The organism is Roseofilum reptotaenium CS-1145 (genome assembly GCF_028330985.1).
Taxonomy (GTDB): domain Bacteria; phylum Cyanobacteriota; class Cyanobacteriia; order Cyanobacteriales; family Desertifilaceae; genus Roseofilum; species Roseofilum reptotaenium.
The window spans coordinates 1-18,071 of the sequence record NZ_JAQMUE010000109.1; the positions used below are offsets into that span (position 1 = coordinate 1).

Consider the following 18,071-nt stretch of genomic DNA (forward strand, 5'->3'; position numbering starts at 1 on the left):
CTCGATCAGCTAGAAGAAGTGTTGTACCAGCGCTGCCAAACCTTATTGAAACAGCCAGAATTAATTGGAGGGTTAACCGATTTTTACGGGTGGAGTGAACTCACTGCTATATCACAACTTATTCAACGGACTTGATATGATAATATGTCTTTCGGCTAATTTCACGAGATCTCCTTTAATTCGGCAATGATTTTTTCCCTTTTCCGTTTCGAGCGTCTTAATCCATAAAGACGAGAACAGAATGAAGTAATGATAGCAATTAAATCCTCCATCAATTCATCTTGTTTATCCTCGCTATGATTGACAATCTCAACAGTTTTTCCCATCTCTTTTAACAGGATCTCAAGGTTATCTTTATTTTCTGCACTAGAGACTCTGGCATAAATACAGGCAATTCTCTCGGTTTTTTTCTTCCCTTCTTCGGTAATGATAATTGTCCCCGAAGGCAGTTGATAGCCCGTTATATCAAATCCTTAAATGTTTGCTACAATCTCTCCTTGAGGGGCAAGGGGCTTAAGCCCCTTGTTAAGTGCATGTTTATAGCGAAATGATATTAGATGACCTTTTTGCCACCATCTCCACGCCGTTTGATAACTCACCCCGACTTTTTTAGCATAGTCTGAGAGTTTCATGGTTATATATTAAGGGGTCACTACGTGACCCCCAGCATTCATGTTACAGTAATATACCACAAATTGTCGTGCGGAATGTGGGCTATTAACTTTGTTTAGGAATCGTAACGTCGATCGCCGTCACCCCACCATCCTCACTTAATGCACTCAAGGGTGGATCGATCTGGTCTTGATTTCCCACCACCAACGTCACCATCTCTTCAGGTTGCAGGTATTCCTGTGCTACCCGCTGCACATCCTCAATTGTGGTGGCTTCCACACCCCGTTGATATTGGAAGATAAAATCTTCAGGATAACCATAATAGGTATAGCGCATCAGGCGGGAAAGGGTTTGAGAGGGTTGTTGGAAATTAAACACAAAGGAATTGAGGACTCCATCTTTAGCTGCGGCTAATTCTTGGGCAGTAATGGGCTTTTGGATAATGCGATCGAACTCTTGACGCAACGCTTGAATAAACGGAACGGTTGCTTCTGAACGAGTTGAACCCCCAGCAATAAATATCCCTGGATAGTCATAGCGGGCACTCCAAACCCCATAAACCGAATACGCTAACCCTTGACGCGATCGCACCTCATTAAACAAGCGACCCCCTAACCCATTTAACACCTCATTCATCACTGACAAGGCAAAGAAGTCAGGACTATCCAACTGTCCACCTAAATGGCCCATCAACACATTACTCTGAGTCAGTTGCGGTTGATTGACCAGAAAAATCTCCCCGGCTTGGCTCTGGGAAACTTGTGGCAGGGGAGGATGCTTAAAATTCGGATTCGGTTGCCAATCTCTAAATGTCGCTTCTAATTTTTGTCGCATTTGGGCTGGGTCAAAATCCCCCACTAAACCCAACATCATATTATTGGGGACAAAATACTGTTGATAAAAGTCAATCAGATCTTGGCGATCGATCGCCTCTAACGTCTCATATTCCACTGTCCGCGCATAGGGACTTTCGGCTCCATAAATGAGCTTCTGAAATTCTCGACTGGCGATATCATCGGGGCTATCATTGCGACGGGCTATACTGCCTTCAAGTTGAGTTTTCGCTAACTGCAATTGCTGCTCATCAAAAGCCGGTTGGCGCAATACTTGGGCAAAGAGTCTTAACACCTCATCGGTATCGGGCGTTAAAGCACTAAACTGAGCCGTAGCGGCTGAAGTTCCAATCGAAGTTTCAATCGAAGCGGCTCGATCTTCGAGCGATCGGTTAAGTTCATCTGGGGTATAGGTTTGGGTTCCACCGCTACGCATCACTACGCCTACTAACCCAGCTAACCCAACTTTTTCCTTGGGTTCCAGGCGATCGCCCGTATTAAACATCGCTCTTCCTGTTACCAAAGGTAAATCCCGGTCTGCCATCAAAAAGACCTGAATCCCATTGTCCATCGTAAACTGTGTATACTCTGGAATGGTCACCTCTGGAAGGGGGGGAAAGGTTAACTCATTGTAGGGTTTCGCCTGAGCTGCAACTGCCGATTCATGCCATTGAACCGTTAAAGTTAAACTTAGCACCATTAAAGCCAGCCACAGTCCCCGAACCATCTTTTTTATCACTCGTCGTACTTGCATCATTTTTTTGGGTAATGGGTAATAGGTAATCGGTTACCTAACGGTTAATTACTCGCGGTTAACAATCGCCCAATAGTGAGATTTTCTGGGGTAAATGTCGCTTGTGCGACTCGCTGAATATCTTGGGGCCTCACCGCTTCAATGGCTTCAACTTCCTGAAATAAATTGCGCCACGATCCGGTTGTTGCTTCATATTTTGCTAATAAACTCGCTAAACCCGAATTAGAATCTAGCGTGCCTAATAAACTGGCTTTGGCTTGAGTTTTCACCCGATTTAATTCAGTTTCACTCACCGGTTCGGTTTTCAGCCGTTCAATTTCGACTTGTAAAGCTTCCGCCACTTCATCGACTGTATGCCCTGGAGCCGTTAGGCTGTAAAACAGCATTAAATTGGGGTATTTGTCGCCCGGAAATCCACTAAAGCCCGCCGCAGATAGGGCGACTTGTTTCTCTTCTACTAAGGATTTATACAAGCGAGCCGTCCGGCCATTACTGAGAATGGCTCCCATCAGATCGTACACTGCATGATCTCGATCGTTGCCGGCCGGACGGTGATAGCCCTCTAAATACATCGGTTGGGTCGGCAGTTCTAGGGTCACTTCGCGGGTTTCGGTTTGTTTGGGTTCCACCGGTATCTTGACTTTGGGAGTGGGGCGAGCTGGAAAGCGACCAAAATAGGCTTGAGCTAGTTTTTTAACTTCATCGATATTGACATCACCTACGATCGCTACAATCAGATTATTGGGCACATAATAGGTCTCGAAGAAATCTTTCACATCTTGCCGGGTGAGATTGCGTAAGTCTTCCTCATAGCCAATCACGGGTTGGCGATAGGGATGGACTTTGAATGCTGCATCTTGAAAGGCTTCAATCATTTTCCCGATGGGGGAATTATCGGTACGCATCCGTCGCTCTTCCAGAATCACCTCTTTTTCCTGGTAAAATTCCCGAAACACCGGGTCTAGGAAGCGTTCTGACTCTAGGGACATCCACAATTCTAGTTTATTGGAGGGCAAGCTAAAAAAGTAGCGGGTCGCATCCGTGGAAGTCGTGGCGTTTAGTCCCACACCCCCAAACTGCTCCACGATTTGACCAAATTCATTTTGTTTGATGTACTCGGAGGCTTGTTGATTAATTTGATCGAATTTAGCTTGTAGTTCTTGAGCTTCTTCTGTATTTCCATTGGCTTGAGCGGCTTGAATTTGATCGAAGAGGCGATCGAGTTCATCCATCAAGGGTTTTTCCGCTGCATAGTCTGTTGTTCCGATCGCCGTAGTTCCCTTGAAAGCGAGGTGTTCTAAGTAATGGGCAACACCGGTTTTACTGACCGGTTCATTGGCTCCTCCAACATCGGCATAGAGCATGAATGATATCACGGGTGCTTGATGGCGCTCGAGGACAATAAACCGGAGACCGTTATCGAGCCTGAACGTTTTAACTTGTTTTTCGACGTTATCTAAATAGGGTTGAATCGAAAACTCGCTCGGATCTTGAATTAAGGCGATCGCCGGTTCTACCCCCAGCACATAAACGCCAACCAGGATACTCAAGAGAAAAGCTACTAATTTTTTGAGATTCAAGGGCAGTAACCGCCCTCTATCGGTCAACTGAACTCTGTTCATAAGGAATAGGATGACAAGTATACCTAATTTTTAATGGTATCGAAATTAAGACTTCACTTTACCAAAGCGGCGATCGCGCTTTTGAAACTCCCAGAGCGCCCGATGCATCTCAGCTCGGTCAAAATCCGGCCACAGGATATCCGTAATATAAATTTCCGCATAGGCCAACTGCCACAACAGAAAATTACTAATTCGCATTTCCCCACTGGTGCGAATCAACAGATCCGGATCGCCCACATTCACCGTATACAAATGACGTTCAAACAAGGCTTGATCGATATCTTCCGGATTTAAATCTCCCTGTTTCACCTGTGCTGCTAGAGCTTGACAGACTTGTAAAATCTCCTGCCGTCCTCCATAGTTCGTCGCCACTGTAAACCGCATCCCTTCATTCTGAGAAGTTGTCCCCATGGATTTTTGAATTTGTTTTTGCACAGAATTGGGTAAATCTTGTAGACCTCCCACCAACTCTAAGCGAATTTTTCTGTCCATCATTTCTGGTAATTCCCGTTGGAGGAACTGTTCTAGCAAGGTCATAATTACACTGACCTCTTGGGGAGGACGCTTCCAATTTTCAGTGGAAAAGGAATAAACGGTTAGGGCTTGGATACCCCAATCATCACAACAGCGTACTAACTCCCGTACCGTATCTACTCCACGAGTGTGTCCCATAATTCTAGGGAGTCCTCGCTGTTGGGCCCAGCGACCATTACCATCCATAATTACTGCAACATGACGAGGAAGCTTTTGGGGATCGAGGTCACTAGGGAGAGTCTTCAGAGTATGGTCAATAATTTGCTTTGCAGTCATTTTTTCTTTTGAGAATCAGAAGAAGGTAAACGGAGTAGGCGTGCAACCATCGCTGCACCTTGAGTATTGAGCTGGCGACCCAAATTTCGCAAATCGGGGGCAACGGCCTCCCGTTCTACTGATTGAGAGAATTTGGCTTCTAAGAGTTCCTTTAGTTTACTGCTGGTTAAGGGACGATTCAGGAGACCCTTTTCCGCCAGAGAGATAGAACCGGTTTCTTCAGAAACGACAACACACAGACAGTTTTCCACGCGGTCAGTAATGCCCATGGCTGCTCGGTGACGAGTCCCCAGCTTACGGGAGGCGGTGCGATCGGATAGGGGTAAAATGACTCCAGCCGCAATAATACGAGACATGCGAATCCAAACCGCTCCATCATGTAACAGGGTACTGGTTTGGAAAATAGTTTGTAACAACTCCTTGGAAACTTCTGCATTTAACCTTACCCCAGGAACAGAAAAATCGCGCTCATCAATGGGCCCAGTCGTTTCTAAAATCAGCAGTGCCCCCGTCCGGTTTTGAGACAGGTCTTTAACGGCATCGACAATTTCATCAATCACACTCTCTGCTTTGGGGGGAGGCTCAGATGGGGGAAGGAACAAACCAATGACTTGTCCTTGGCCCAATTGTTCCAGCAACCGACGAAACTCGGACTGCAAAATTACAGCCATAGCGACGGCAGAACCAATGACTAATTTGTTTAACACAAAGCTCAGTAAGGTTAAGTTCACAACAGAACTGATGGCGGTGGCCAGCATTAGAATAATGAATCCTCGCACCATCCACAAAGTTCGACGTTCACCAATAATCATCAAGACCATGTAGGTCAACATCAAAACAGAGATGAAGTCAACCGTATGCAGCAGGTTTTTGTGAGTATCAGTTAAGTTGGATAACCATTGTGTTAAAAGATCTCCCATAGCTAGGGAATAGGGAATAGGGAATAGGCTGTGGGCAAGAGGCAAGAGGCAAGAGGGAGTGGGCAGTGGCAAAACTGGGTTTTATCCTGCCCTTAAACATCCCTAAGCAGGTACTGCACGCTTCCTACCTTGGACACTTCAGAGGGTATTCAGGTGACGATCGCTACCTGAACCTAGGGACAGACTCAATCTGACCCCAGTTTCGAGTCTCCTGTGATTGCTAAGAAATGGATTTGAGGCGATCGGGAAGACGATCGCAGCTTACCAAGTCTTGATAGGTTTCCCGCTCAATAATCACTTGACCTTGACCCTCTCCGACTAAGACAGCGGCTGGTCGGGTAACGCGGTTATAGTTGGAAGCCATACTATAGTTGTATGCTCCCGTGGCTAAAATGGCGAGGATATCCCCAGATTGCAAGGGGGGAAGTTGGGCTTGTTGGATTAGAATATCGCCAGATTCGCAATGTTTACCAGCAACAGTTACGGTTTCCGTACAGGGTTGGGCCATGCGATCGACAGCTACAGGACGATAGAGGGCTTGATAGGTGATCGGGCGAGCATTGTCGGACATGCCTCCATCTACAGCGATATAGGTTCGCATGTCAGGAATGGCTTTACGGGAGCCGACGGTGTAGGCAGTGATACAGGATGAACCGACTAAGGAACGTCCAGGTTCACAGATGAGGTGCGGGGGAGTAATTTGGGCGTTTTTGCAGGCTGCTACCATCGCGGTACAAACTTGTTTCACCCAAGCGTCAATGGAGGGGGGATCGTCGTCTTCGGTATAGCGAATTCCTAAACCGCCGCCTACATTGAGGACGGAGGGAGATAAGCCAATTTCTCTAGCTTTTAGGAACCATTGCACCATCACCCCAGGGAGATCTTTATGGGGTTCAAGTTCAAAAATTTGGGAGCCGATATGGGCGTGGAATCCTTGGAAATCTAGGCTCGGTTGTTGGGCAATCTCTTGGAGAACCGCTTCAATTTGATTGGGATCGAAGCCAAATTTACTGTCAATATGTCCCGTGCGAATATATTCATGGGTGTGACATTCGATGCCAGGCGTAATCCGAATTAGGATCGGAACGGTTTTTCCTTGAGCGCCACTGAGCTGTGCCAAGGACTCTAATTCTAACCAGTTATCGACAACTATATGAGAGCCAACTTCTAGAGCTTCGGCGAGTTCGGTAGCGGATTTATTATTGCCATGGAAGTAAATCCGATCGGCTGCAACTCCTGCTTGTAGGGCAGTGTAGAGTTCTCCACCCGAAGCGACATCAATGCCCAACCCTTCTGAGCCAGCGATCGCACAAATAGCTAAACAATTCCATGCTTTCGAGGCATACAGAACCGTTGCTTCTCCGGGATAGTAGCGCTTAAGGGCTTCTCGGTATTGGCGACAGGCAGCACGTAAGCTCTCTTCATCAAGGATATAGAGGGGAGAGCCATAGATTTTTACTAATTCAGAAACAGCGACACCACCAATGGTTAATTGATCGTCACTGTTGACTTTAGCGGTAAGAGGAAGTAACTGTTGATTCGGCGAGCGATCGCTGACTGGATCTGCTCCAGAGGAAAGATAATCTGTGCCACGGGGTGAGGTAATGCGGGAGGGTGTGGATACCATAATCTCAGGAAGAGGGTTCGTTATTCATTATTAATTCGTTCTATACTCTATTGTCCATGGTGAACTGCAATTCACCAAGAGTTAAAATCATTCCCTTGTAAGATCTCCCTATCTCCCTATCTTCCCATCCTTATGAACCCATCCATTTCTGTGCCTGTTGTTCTCCATGCGATCGCCCCAGAACACCTAGACGCTGTGCTTACCCTCGATCGCCTCTGTTTTGGACAGTTATGGAGTTTAGACGCTTACCAAAGGGAACTTGAGAGTCCAAATAGTGAGTTATTGGGACTCTCTTTGGGTGAGGAGTTGGTTGGATTAGGGTGCTATTGGGCGATCGTCGAAGAAGCTCATCTGACCATTTTAGCCATTCATCCCCAGTATCAAAATCAAGGCTTAGGGCAATTTCTACTGTGTGCTTTATTGGAGTCTGCCCGACAAAGGGGTTTAGAAAGAGCCACCCTAGAAGTAAAAGCCTCGAACCAGCGCGCCCTAGGACTGTATCAAAAACTCGGCTTTCTCACCGCTGGACGCAGACGCAATTATTATCAAGAAACTGGTGAAGATGCCCTAGTTTTATGGCTCAATGGTTTACAATCGACCCAGTTTCCAGAACAGTTAAGCCAGTGGCAACAGCAAGCCGAATCTAAATAGTTCAGGACACCTATATTAAGTATCGATCCTTGAAAGGCAAGTTGCTTTGAGCTAATTGTTAAGTGCAATATCTTGTATGACTAGGATGAAGTGGAATTGGAGGGGATCGCCAGTATTACCTCTCTTTTGTCACCTTCGGAGGTGGCGATCGCCGATTAGGTAGGAGTTATAGAATTCAATCAAGACAAGGGTTTTCCCAGAGTGACAGAACAGGGAGCGCGATGGTTTCATCGGTCCTGCCTTTCGAGAACTCTTGGTGAATCTCAATCCATAATATCAAGGAAAAAACTCCAGAAATGGCGAAAACTATTGCCCAATATCTTACCCAGATTCTCACAGAAAGCAAACAAAATCCTGAACAGATTGCAAATTATATTGCTGCCTTTTACCAGAAACCCAGAAATGAAGAATTATACGAATGATTGGGAGAAATTCATTCTGGCTTACAAGATTATGATACTCCTTCCAGAAATAGTATTACACTACTAGAAGTCCTACCTTAAGAAGCATCACCCATTACCCAAAATGGTTACTTCAACAGACTTTCGCGGTTTACTCAATCAACGTTTTGCCAACAACTTTTTCCCCATTCCCGCAACCAGTCGTTGGGATGTGGGACTGATGCCCCCTGACTTTCAACTCCCCAATATCACCAATGGGGAAACGGTGCGGCTTTCAGACTACCGCGAGCAAAAACCGGTGATTCTGGCTTTTACCCGCATTTTCACGGAAAAACAATACTGCCCCCTTTGCTTTCCTCACATTAAACAACTCAACGAACAGTATGAAGCCTTTACGGAGCGTGGAGCAGAAGTACTATTAATTACCAGCACTGATGCAGAACAGAGCAAAATCGTAGTTCAAGATTTAGCCCTAAAAATGCCCCTACTTTCCGATCCTGACTGTACCACCTTCCGCGCCTACGCCGTCGGTCAAGCTTTGGGCGCACCCCTGCCCGCCCAATTTATCCTGGATAACCGGGGAATTTTGCGCTACAAGCATCTTTTCTCCTTCCTTCACCCCAACGCAGATATTCAGACGTTACTCGCCACTTTAGATGATCTGTAGCACTACACGCTAGGGAATAGGGAAAAAGATCTCCAGTAGGATGATTAGTGAGTTGGGCATGACCGGCGTTTTTCCCGACAGCATAACCTAATTTAGATAGGTCTACATTAGTAACTTGATTCAGGGCAATATTGGTTTTCAGTGCTGCAATACTATCCGGTTGAAATTCAATCGGAATTACCCGTTCTGCCCCTAAAATTTTGGCAAAATAGACCAAGTGGTTGCCCACATTCGCACCCACATCAACAATCACCGATCGCCGTGTCAGCGTCTCGTTGATAAAATCGAGTTCCGGCTGTTCATAGAACTGGAGATCGTTCACCTGAGTTAATTCTACATCGAAATTTTTACCCGTAACCTGAAATTGAATCACCTGATTGTGGGACTTAAACTGAACTTGAGGCGGCTCGGAACAGACAAGATTGACCCAATTGAGCCATCGCGTAGCTTTACGAAGATTAGGGGCAAGACTTAGAGCCTCTTGCAGATAAGATTGAGCGGCTTTCCAATTTCCTTGTTTCGCTGAAGTAATGCCTAAATCTTGGATATAATTCGGAGCTTGGGGAGAGAGCGCGATCGCCTGTTCAAACCCCTTCATCGCCTCAGCATAATGCCCCATCTGATGATAAATACCACCCAACAAAGCATAGAGTGCAGGTCGGTCAGGATATTGTTCGATCGCCGTCTCCAAAAGCGCGATCGCCACTTCCAGCCATTCTTCCTGACGCAGAAAAGCAATCAACTCCATAAAAGCCGGCACGCTCAGGGAAACCTGATGCAGTGCTTGCTCATACAAAGGGCGATCGCTCTGAAAACTTCCCTGAGCAACCAACGCCGCCTGAAGATGTTGGCATAAATTCTCATCCATCGGCTGAAACAACAACCCATGGCTATAATGACGCACTGGATCCGATAACCGTCCTTGTTGCTCGTAGACCAAAGCTAAATTGTAATGAGCAATCACATGATTCGGCTTGTGTTGCAACGCCCGTTCATATAACCGAGATGCCTGCTCATATTCACCCTGTTTCTTATACAAAACCCCTAAATTCACCAGGGTACTCATATGTTGAGGATCAAGTTCTAAAACTCGCTCATATCCAAGACGAGCCGCTTCCCAATTCCCCTCTCGCTGGTACTGATAGGCTTGTTGAAATTCCTGATTAAGATTAACCATACCGAAACCTATAACACATCCGGTTCTCAAAATCGCCAGAGAGAACAACCTTTCAGTTAAAATTGTAAGCTATGACCTATTGCTCTAGAGACACATTCAAAACACAGGTATAGCAAAACGAGGAATTTGGCTCGGCCTCAGCTCCAGCCAACTCCACCCCCCATTCAGTGAGAGAGCACAGGTCAATCCACTTAGTCGATGAATGAATGATATACCTGGGAACCTCGCTTAATGTAAACTATCGCAAAACCGATTAAACAATCCATTACGGCACAGGCGATCGGATAGCCTATAAACCATGAATCAGGGATCTAAGCCAAAACAATCTTCTCAAGACGACTCAGCTTCCTCAGAAGACATAAAAAAAACTGGGGAAAAAGATGCACGAATCGAACCTGAATGGCGCAAGTTTCTCATCTTAGCCCGTCTTCAGACAACCATTTGGATTACCCTAGGTGGAGTTTTCGCTATAGCCTTGTTTGAAGCGATCCTCTATGGTGAGCAATTTGCCAGTGAACTCCTCAGCGCTCGCATTACTAGCCTATTTGCCCTGGTCGGTTGTTGGGGATTACAAAAAACCCAATTTGGTCGCCGCCATCCAAGCTTACTATTCCTCGGATTATCCTGGTCGGTTACCCTATTACCCCAAGTTCTGGGAACAGCCGCTGGAGTGTGTGAATTTACACCAGAACTTTGGTTCGTCATGTTTGCCATGCAAGCGACTGCCATACCCGTCTCTTGGCTAATTCATATCATTGCTCAAGGGGTGGTTATTGTTTATTTTTGTGTAAATCACTGGATTTTTGGCTTTCCCCTCAGTGAATTATCCCAGACCATCACTGTGGAATCTTTTCTCTTTTTGGCCATGATTCTCCTGGTCTGTTATTTTATTATTTATCAGTATGAACAACTCTCTTATGTAGAATGGACTACTCGACAAGAATTAGAATCTGTCAACAAAAAAGTTAAAAATCTTACTCTTTTCGATCGCCTCACCCAACTCCCAAACCGTCGCCGCTTTAACGAATTTATCGAGCAAGAATGGCGACGGATGAAACGAGATTTGAAACCCCTATCCCTAATTGTCTGTCGCGTTGATTATTTTAAGCCTTATGTCTATAGCTACGGCTCCCAAACGAGCAATGAATGCTTAAAAAGCATTGCTGATGCTATTCGCTCTGTGGTGAAACGTCCAGCAGATATGGTTGCTCGTTATCGGGGAGAAATGTTCGCGATTTTATTACCCCAAACTAACGTTGAAGGAGCCATGCAAGTGGCCACCTATATCCATTCAGAAATCAGTAGCCTCAAATTAGTCCATCCCAACTCCCCCATTAGTCCCTATATCACTGTTAGCTTAGGGGTGAGTAGTGTTGTCCCTCGTAATGATGATTCTGAAGTTACCTTAATTGTTACGGCTGGAGAAGCTTTAGCCGAAGCTCAGGCCCTGGGAGGAGATAACATTATTGTCAAAACCCCCCAGGGATTAAGGTTGGAGAATAGCACTGACTTAGATAACTATACCTCTGGCCCTTTTGATCCTAATTCTCAGTAGAATTAGGTTAGGGGATGAGGGATGGGAAGACGCGGGGACACTCCAGACACGGAGATAGACTAACCCCATAATGGTTAATTGTTAATGGCATTCAGCAGCACTAAGCCCCTAGTTTTCCCAGAAACCGAATCTACGGTGCGGGTGGAATTCCAGAGATCTTCGGCCGTTACCCAAACGGGAGGATACTTATAGCGGGCAACATCGAGGATCAAGAAGCGATCGCTCTGCCGATGATAGGCGGCTACTGGAGAAATATGGCCCCCTCGCTCCTGTTCAATGGACTTTCGCAGATAATTAACCAACACAAAATTATCAGGCTGCTGCAAATTTTCTACCATTAACTGGCGAAATTCCTGCAAACTCAGATCGCCCCCGTGATAAACCTGAGTTTTTAGGGGATAACGAGCTAAAAATGCACCTAACTCTTCTAGAGTCATACCTTGTTTAGCGATTGTTTCTCTGGCGATCACTTGATCGGTTTGGGCATTAAAAATATTATCCTGGGTAAACATTTTTCGACCATACTCGGGTGCATCAGGGGCCTCAATCCCCAACGCATTTAACACCATCACCATACTGGCAACGCCACAAAAAGCCTGGTTTTTTTGGGTTTCAAACTGAATGCTCAACGGCACATAATCTTGTCTAGCACGGCTTTCAACTAACAGCTCTTCCCCAGGAGAGGAATCAAATTCAATTAACCGTTCAGCAATGGGCAAAGTTTGGGCAACTGTTCTGCCACCAAGCAGCAGTAGGCCTAAAACAAGAAGAACAAGGGGTTTACGGGAATTCACAAATCGATTCATGATTCTAGGGTTGCTACAATGACCTAATATCAATTTAAAAGAAAAACTATTGAAAATTTATATATGGCTCAAACAATTTGGATTGCGCGACATGCCAACCGCCTGGATTTTGTCAATCCGGAGTGGTTTAATACGGCCGATCGCCGTTACGATCCCCCTTTGTCTGACGATGGCTTAGTTCAAGTTCAAGAATTAGCCGATCGCCTAAAATCAGAAGGAATCAGCCGGATTTTTGCTTCCCCCTTTCTGCGAACGGTGCAAACCGCCCATGGAGTGGCGAATGTTCTGGATGTGCCGCTACGCTTGCATTGGGGTTTGGGAGAGTGGTTAAATCCAGAATGGATGACGGAGTGTCCCAAAACCCGGTCATTATCAGAATTAGCAGCTCAGTTTTCTCGTATTGATCCAGAGGTTCCGATTGAGGGAAAACCTTGCTATCCGGAAACTGAGACCCAATGTTTTGCCCGTGCAGGACAAACGATCCGAGAGTTAGTTGACCGGTTTGCTCATGAGGATTTGTTGTTTGTCGGTCATGGTGCGTCTGTATTAGGAATGGCGATGGGATTAGTGGATGGAGTGACGGGAGCAGATGTGAATGCTTCTTTGTGCGCTGTGGTCAAGGTGATTAAGGATGGCGATCGCTCAATTATGGAGTTAAATGGGGATACCTCCCATTTAAGTTCTCATGAGCGTCGAGTTCGGTTTCATTAAAGATCACCGTATCACCCGCAGGTAATAGAGTTACAGGATCTTTAATATCCCTGATTAGTGCGAGCCGATCAACCGCGCACTTTGCCATCCTCTAACTGAGTTAATCAGATACACAGTAGAAGAGGGAGCGATCATATCTAGAGTAATGGGGTGTTCGTGAATCAGATTCCGATCTAAAAGCCAAGCGCGGAATGTACCCGCTAAAAGTCCACAGGTGACGGGAGGGGTAATCCATTGTCCCTGCCAATGGAGGACAACGTTGGCAATGCTAGCTTCGGTAATTTGATGGTGTTCGTTCCAGAGCAGCACCTCATCACACTCGGTAACCGCAGCACTAGCTCGAGTATAAACTTGGCGATGGGTGGTTTTGTGATAAAGCCAGATGTTGGACGAGTCAATCGGTTGAGGGGCAAGTTTGAGGCTGATGGGGGTGAGGGAGGAGGAAGGAGTAATAGGAGAGGGTTCTAGGGTCAATTCTCCTTGGGAATCGATCAGCAGACGAATTTTATGGGCAGAGCGGTTGAGCGCAGGAGCTAGGGTTTGGAGCTGCTGGAGTAGTTGGGAGAGATCTAGGGGAATATTAAAGTATTCGGCTGAGTCTTGAAGCCGTTGCAGATGGTAAGAGAGCAGGAAATAACCAGATTGGGGAGTCCAGAGGAGGGTTTCGAGGAGGGAGAAGGGAGGTTGTTGCTCGATAATAACGCGGGATTTGATATAGCATTCTTGATATTCTTCTTGACTATTAGAGTCGGTGACGATGCCGCTACCGATACCGTATTCGGCTTGTTGGGTGTGTCGGTCGATCAGGAGGGTACGGATGGCGACGTTAAATATGGCTTTACGTCCCGGACTCAAATAACCGATCGCCCCAGTATAGATGCGTCGGGGAGAGCCTTCGAGTTCTTTAATGATCTCCATCGTGCGGGCTTTGGGTGCGCCCGTGATGGAGGCGCAGGGGAAAATGTTGGCGAGAATTTGGCTTAGGGGCGATCGCGTTTGAGCCGTCACCGTTGAAGTCATTTGCCAGACGGTAGAATAGCGCTCGACTTCAAATAAGCGAGGGACTTGGACGCTGCCAATGGTGGCGACTCGACCGATATCATTACGAACCATATCGACGATCATCACGTTTTCAGCACGATTTTTCTGGGAATGGTACAACCATTCGGCAAGTTGACGATCTTCAGCTAGGGTTTTTCCCCGTGGGGCAGTTCCTTTCATGGGTTTGCTGGTGAAGGTAGAACCCTTAAGGGTGAAAAAGAGTTCGGGGGAAGCCGAAGCAATGATATAGCGTCCCATGTCCAGGTAAGCTGAATAGGGGGCGGGTGACGATCTTCTCAGAAGATTGAATGCCCAGCGCGGATCGCCGCTAAAGGGCGATCGCAAGCGGAAGGAGTAGTTAACTTGAAAGGTATCCCCTTGGCTGATGTAATTTTGAACCCGCGCGATCGCCTCGTGAAAGTCGGCTTCAGTGAGTTCACTTTCCCAGCTTATTCCTGGATCAGTAATATTGCTGTGGAGATTAATGAATTCCTGGGGGCTGAGGATACGAGAGGGGCGATCGTACAGGGCAAACCAAAGTTGGGGAAAATCAGGGTCTTCATAAACCGTTAAGGCACTATCAAACGCTGGAGAAGCTTCATAACTGAGCATTCCCACCGCATAACAGCCCTGTGTTTCCACTTGGTTTTCAATTTCCTCTAGAGTCGCGATCGGATTACCAGAATTTCCACTTAAACAATAAACTTGAATTGGATCTTCAAATTGTAACCAATACTTGCTTTCATATTGGTAGATATAGGCAAGACCGTTGGTAGTTATTCCCCCTTCTTTGGGGTTATTCATGGGGGAATCAGCAAATTCTTTGACAGAACACTTCTTCATTATACTATCCTTCTCGCTTCATCGATTAATTTCTATGTGATCGTACTTATTTTTAGTGCTTATATAGACAAGAAAGATAGATAAACGTCTATAATTGTAACAAGGATGTTGTCATATCCGAGACATGTTCTTATGATAAGAAGTAGGATTTTAGGGTCATCTATTTGAATCAGAGGTGCTTAGGAATGTTGAATTATAAAGTTTCGCCGATTCTTACTCGTCCTACTGTAGCGCAAGCTGCTCAACAGAAGTTATCGGCTGACGATCGAATTGAGGGATTCAGTCAATTGGTTTCTGGTATGATTCAGTCGCTCTCTACAGTCGATTTACCAGAAGGCGTAGAACCGGAAGACCTGCAAAAGGCTTTAGAGGCATTCCGCGATCGCAAAATTCAGCAAATACAAGAACAATTATCTGTTAAGTCTTAATCTATTTGGATAGGTATTAACTCTGGTGTAAGGGCAATTCAATGATGAACGTTGTGCCCTTCCCGGGTTCAGAGTCACAGGATAATTTTCCCCCATGATGATCAACAATAATAGCATGACATAAACTCAAACCTAGTCCTTTTCCCTTCCCAACCGGTTTGGTACTATAAAAAGGCGTAAATAAACGCTGGCGAATTAAATCTGACATGCCCACTCCATTATCAGTAATCAATATTTTTACAGATTGCATGTGCCAATCTTCAGTGGTAATCCTAATTTCTGGACTATCCCGATTCGAGTAATGTTCCCAGGCGCTATCAATCGCATCAATGGCATTGACTAATATATTCATGAATACCTGATTGAGTTGCCCAGCATAGCATTCAACCGGAGGCAAAACGCCATAGTTTTTAAACACTTCAATCATTGGGCGATTCCCACTCTTCTGTAAGCGATGATTCACAATCATCAATGTGCTTTCAATGCCATCATGGAGATTCACTCGTTTCATTTGAGCTTCATCTAACCGGGAAAATGTCCTCAGAAATAAAACAATTTCGCGAATCCGAGAAGCTCCATTCTTCATGGAGTCTAATAAATCCATACAATCATCTTGCAAGAACTCTAAATCAATATCCTCAGAAAATTTTTCAATCTCATTTCCTTGCTCAGGGAATGTACTTTGGTATAACTGAACTAATTCTAACAAATCATTGAGATAGGCTTTGGCAAAATCAATATTTCCATAAATAAAGCTTACGGGATTATTGATTTCATGGGCAATTCCAGCGACCAATTGACCAATAGACGATTTTTTCTCACTTTCAATTAATTGAGCCTGAGTTGTTTGCAGTTTGAGCAACGCCAGCTCTAATTCATGAGCTTTTTCTTCTGATTCTTGAACTGCCCGCTGAGATTGATCGTACAAATTAGCTTGATAAATGGCAATGGCTAACTGTTTAGCTACATGGGATAATAGGGTAACTTCTGATTCTTTCCAACGGCGCGATCGCTTACATTCATGGGCAATCAATAAACCCCATAATTCCTCTTTGATAATAATCGGGACAATCAGATTAGAACGGACATCAAATTTTTGTAAGAAATCGACATGACACTCATCCAAGTGAGAGGTTAAAATATCATGAATCACCCTAACTCTGCCATTTTTATAGAGCTTGGCATAGTCTTGGGAAAAACAATCATCTGCTCCAACTTCTCCCAAAGTCGATCCCCAGTTTCCTACTACTTTTTCGACAATTACTGACCCTTTCCAGTTCGGTTCAAATTGGTAAATGAGTACTCGATCGGCATCCAAAAGTTTTTGAATTTGATCGACGGCAGTTTTCCAAATCGTTTTTAAGTTTAAACTACTGCGAATTTGATCGGTAATTAAGCGGAGAACCGATTCTTGTTCCTGGGCTTTCTTGAACGAAGTCACATCTGTGTGGGAACCCGCTAAACGGTAAGGGGTTCCATCACTATAGCGATAACATAGTCCACGGGCTAAAATCCACCGATAGCCACCACTAGGACAGTGTAAGCGGTAGGTACTTTCATAAAATTCAGTCCCTCCTTGAATATGGGATTGGAGAGCGGCTTGATGTATGGGTAGATCTTCCGAATGAATTAAGGCTTCAAATTCGCTAAAGGTTTGGGGTAATTCAGATTCCGAAAATCCCAAGATTTTCTGCCAATTTGTATTGAAAAATATGTGCCCAGTGGGTAGATTCCAATCCCATAATCCTTCTTTAGAACTGGGTAGCGCTAGATCGAATTGGGGGCGATCGGAAGACATGGGATCATTAACAGAGGGTACAAGAAGTCCTGTGAGGCTATGATGCATAAGGTTCGGTGATGATAATTGATTCAAGTTGGATCTTGGCGGTAGGCGATCGCCGCATAAAAGGGATCTCCTCCTCCCCAACCCATGAGTTGCAAGAGGGTCGGAACGTTAGGTAAACGCACAATAAATTCAGGTTCTGTAAATCCAGATACCGATTGGATATATTGTTTAAGAAGGTTGAGGCGAGTTTTATCTGTACCATCACGCCAAATTTGAATCGCTTTTTGATAAAACATGCGATTAGAAAAGCTGACAATGACGACCCCACCGGGTTTCAGGATACGGTGAATTTCACTAAAAATGGCATCGGGGTATTGCAAATATTGTATAGAGACACAATTGAGAACTGCATCAAAGCTTTGATCCTCAAATGGCAGTTGCAGAGTTTGATTGAGGTCTTGCACCCAATAGTGATTTAAGCGGGGGTTTTTGGCTAACTCGTCTTCATTTAAACCATGGCCTTCCACATGCTCAAATGTCAGCTCTTCAGGAAGATGGGAAACCCAACTACTCATTAAATCTAAAATTCGGGTCTGGGGTTTGAGGCGATCTCGATAAAGGTCAGTTAACTGCTGGATAAACCCCTCATCCACATGGGTGACGAACCGAGGAAAAGCATAAAACTGGAGATCGTCGCTAGAATCAAGTTTAGTGCGGTCTTGGGGGTGTAAGAGCATGGTTAATCGATTAAAACTTAAACCTGTAAACTTAAATCATTAGGGGTTCCTTTTCACTATAAAGGATTCCTCAGGTTTGGCCTTCTCCCT

At 45.3% G+C, this 18,071-nt stretch carries 16 protein-coding genes; 6 read left to right on the forward strand and 10 right to left on the reverse strand.

The features are described 5' to 3' along the window. Positions 1-717: 717 nt before the first annotated feature. From PN466_RS24180 to lysA, 5 genes are all read right to left on the reverse strand, one after another. Positions 718-2,199 (reverse strand): M16 family metallopeptidase, encoded by a 1,482-nt coding sequence (locus PN466_RS24180; RefSeq protein ID WP_271944986.1) that lies wholly within the window; start codon positions 2,197-2,199, stop codon positions 718-720. Between the two features lie 44 nt (positions 2,200-2,243). Beyond that, positions 2,244-3,821: a M16 family metallopeptidase gene (locus PN466_RS24185; protein WP_271944853.1), complete on the reverse strand. Its 1,578-nt coding sequence runs from the start codon at positions 3,819-3,821 to the stop codon at positions 2,244-2,246. 45 nt (positions 3,822-3,866) lie between these two features. After that, the gene (locus PN466_RS24190) at positions 3,867-4,631 is read right to left on the reverse strand and encodes an isoprenyl transferase (RefSeq protein WP_271944855.1); all 765 of its coding nucleotides are present in this window, start codon (positions 4,629-4,631) and stop codon (positions 3,867-3,869) included. Next, complete coding sequence (gene cdaA, locus PN466_RS24195; RefSeq protein WP_271944859.1) at positions 4,628-5,551, reverse strand: diadenylate cyclase CdaA; 924 nt, start codon at positions 5,549-5,551, stop codon at positions 4,628-4,630. Before cdaA ends, PN466_RS24190 begins: the two co-directional genes overlap by 4 nt. A gap of 220 nt (positions 5,552-5,771) precedes the next feature. Continuing rightward, a complete protein-coding gene (lysA, locus tag PN466_RS24200) occupies positions 5,772-7,178 on the reverse strand; it encodes a diaminopimelate decarboxylase (RefSeq protein WP_271944861.1) in 1,407 nt (468 codons plus the stop codon). Between the two features lie 132 nt (positions 7,179-7,310). On the opposite strand from lysA, the gene rimI reads away from it, so the two are divergent. The 3 genes from rimI to PN466_RS24215 all read left to right on the forward strand — a co-directional run bounded on the left by rimI (position 7,311) and on the right by PN466_RS24215 (position 8,897). Next, on the forward strand, positions 7,311-7,829 hold the full coding sequence (gene rimI / locus PN466_RS24205) for a ribosomal protein S18-alanine N-acetyltransferase (protein WP_271944864.1): 519 nt from the start codon (positions 7,311-7,313) through the stop codon (positions 7,827-7,829). Between the two features lie 296 nt (positions 7,830-8,125). Then, complete coding sequence (locus PN466_RS24210; protein WP_271944867.1) at positions 8,126-8,251, forward strand: hypothetical protein; 126 nt, start codon at positions 8,126-8,128, stop codon at positions 8,249-8,251. 103 nt (positions 8,252-8,354) lie between these two features. Then, positions 8,355-8,897 (forward strand): peroxiredoxin family protein, encoded by a 543-nt coding sequence (locus tag PN466_RS24215; protein WP_271944869.1) that lies wholly within the window; start codon positions 8,355-8,357, stop codon positions 8,895-8,897. Here the strand turns inward: PN466_RS24215 and PN466_RS24220 are convergent. Further along, positions 8,794-10,074: an FkbM family methyltransferase gene (locus tag PN466_RS24220; protein ID WP_271944871.1), complete on the reverse strand. Its 1,281-nt coding sequence runs from the start codon at positions 10,072-10,074 to the stop codon at positions 8,794-8,796. The genes PN466_RS24215 and PN466_RS24220 overlap by 104 nt on opposite strands. A 298-nt stretch (positions 10,075-10,372) precedes the next feature. On the opposite strand from PN466_RS24220, the gene PN466_RS24225 reads away from it, so the two are divergent. After that, entirely contained in the window at positions 10,373-11,629 is a 1,257-nt protein-coding gene (locus tag PN466_RS24225) for a diguanylate cyclase (protein WP_271944874.1), read from the forward strand. 74 nt (positions 11,630-11,703) lie between these two features. On the opposite strand, the gene PN466_RS24230 is transcribed toward PN466_RS24225, so the two are convergent. Then, positions 11,704-12,435 carry a phytochelatin synthase family protein gene (locus PN466_RS24230; protein ID WP_271944877.1) on the reverse strand — a complete coding sequence of 244 codons (732 nt, stop codon included), beginning with the start codon at positions 12,433-12,435 and terminating at the stop codon, positions 11,704-11,706. A 63-nt stretch (positions 12,436-12,498) separates the two neighbouring features. Here PN466_RS24230 and PN466_RS24235 point away from each other — a divergent pair, with 63 nt between their 5' ends. Further along, entirely contained in the window at positions 12,499-13,146 is a 648-nt protein-coding gene (locus PN466_RS24235; protein WP_271944879.1) for a histidine phosphatase family protein, read from the forward strand. A 54-nt stretch (positions 13,147-13,200) separates the two neighbouring features. Here the strand turns inward: PN466_RS24235 and pabB are convergent, their stop codons facing one another. Continuing rightward, positions 13,201-15,030, reverse strand: a complete 1,830-nt coding sequence (gene pabB, locus PN466_RS24240) for an aminodeoxychorismate synthase component I (protein ID WP_271944882.1) — start codon at positions 15,028-15,030, stop codon at positions 13,201-13,203. Between the two features lie 185 nt (positions 15,031-15,215). Here pabB and PN466_RS24245 point away from each other — a divergent pair, with 185 nt between their 5' ends. Next, entirely contained in the window at positions 15,216-15,458 is a 243-nt protein-coding gene (locus tag PN466_RS24245; protein ID WP_271944885.1) for a hypothetical protein, read from the forward strand. A 16-nt stretch (positions 15,459-15,474) separates the two neighbouring features. On the opposite strand, the gene PN466_RS24250 is transcribed toward PN466_RS24245, so the two are convergent. Continuing rightward, positions 15,475-17,256, reverse strand: a complete 1,782-nt coding sequence (locus PN466_RS24250; protein ID WP_271944887.1) for an ATP-binding protein — start codon at positions 17,254-17,256, stop codon at positions 15,475-15,477. Between the two features lie 71 nt (positions 17,257-17,327). Beyond that, positions 17,328-17,981 (reverse strand): class I SAM-dependent methyltransferase, encoded by a 654-nt coding sequence (locus PN466_RS24255; protein ID WP_271944889.1) that lies wholly within the window; start codon positions 17,979-17,981, stop codon positions 17,328-17,330. Positions 17,982-18,071: the final 90 nt, after the last annotated feature.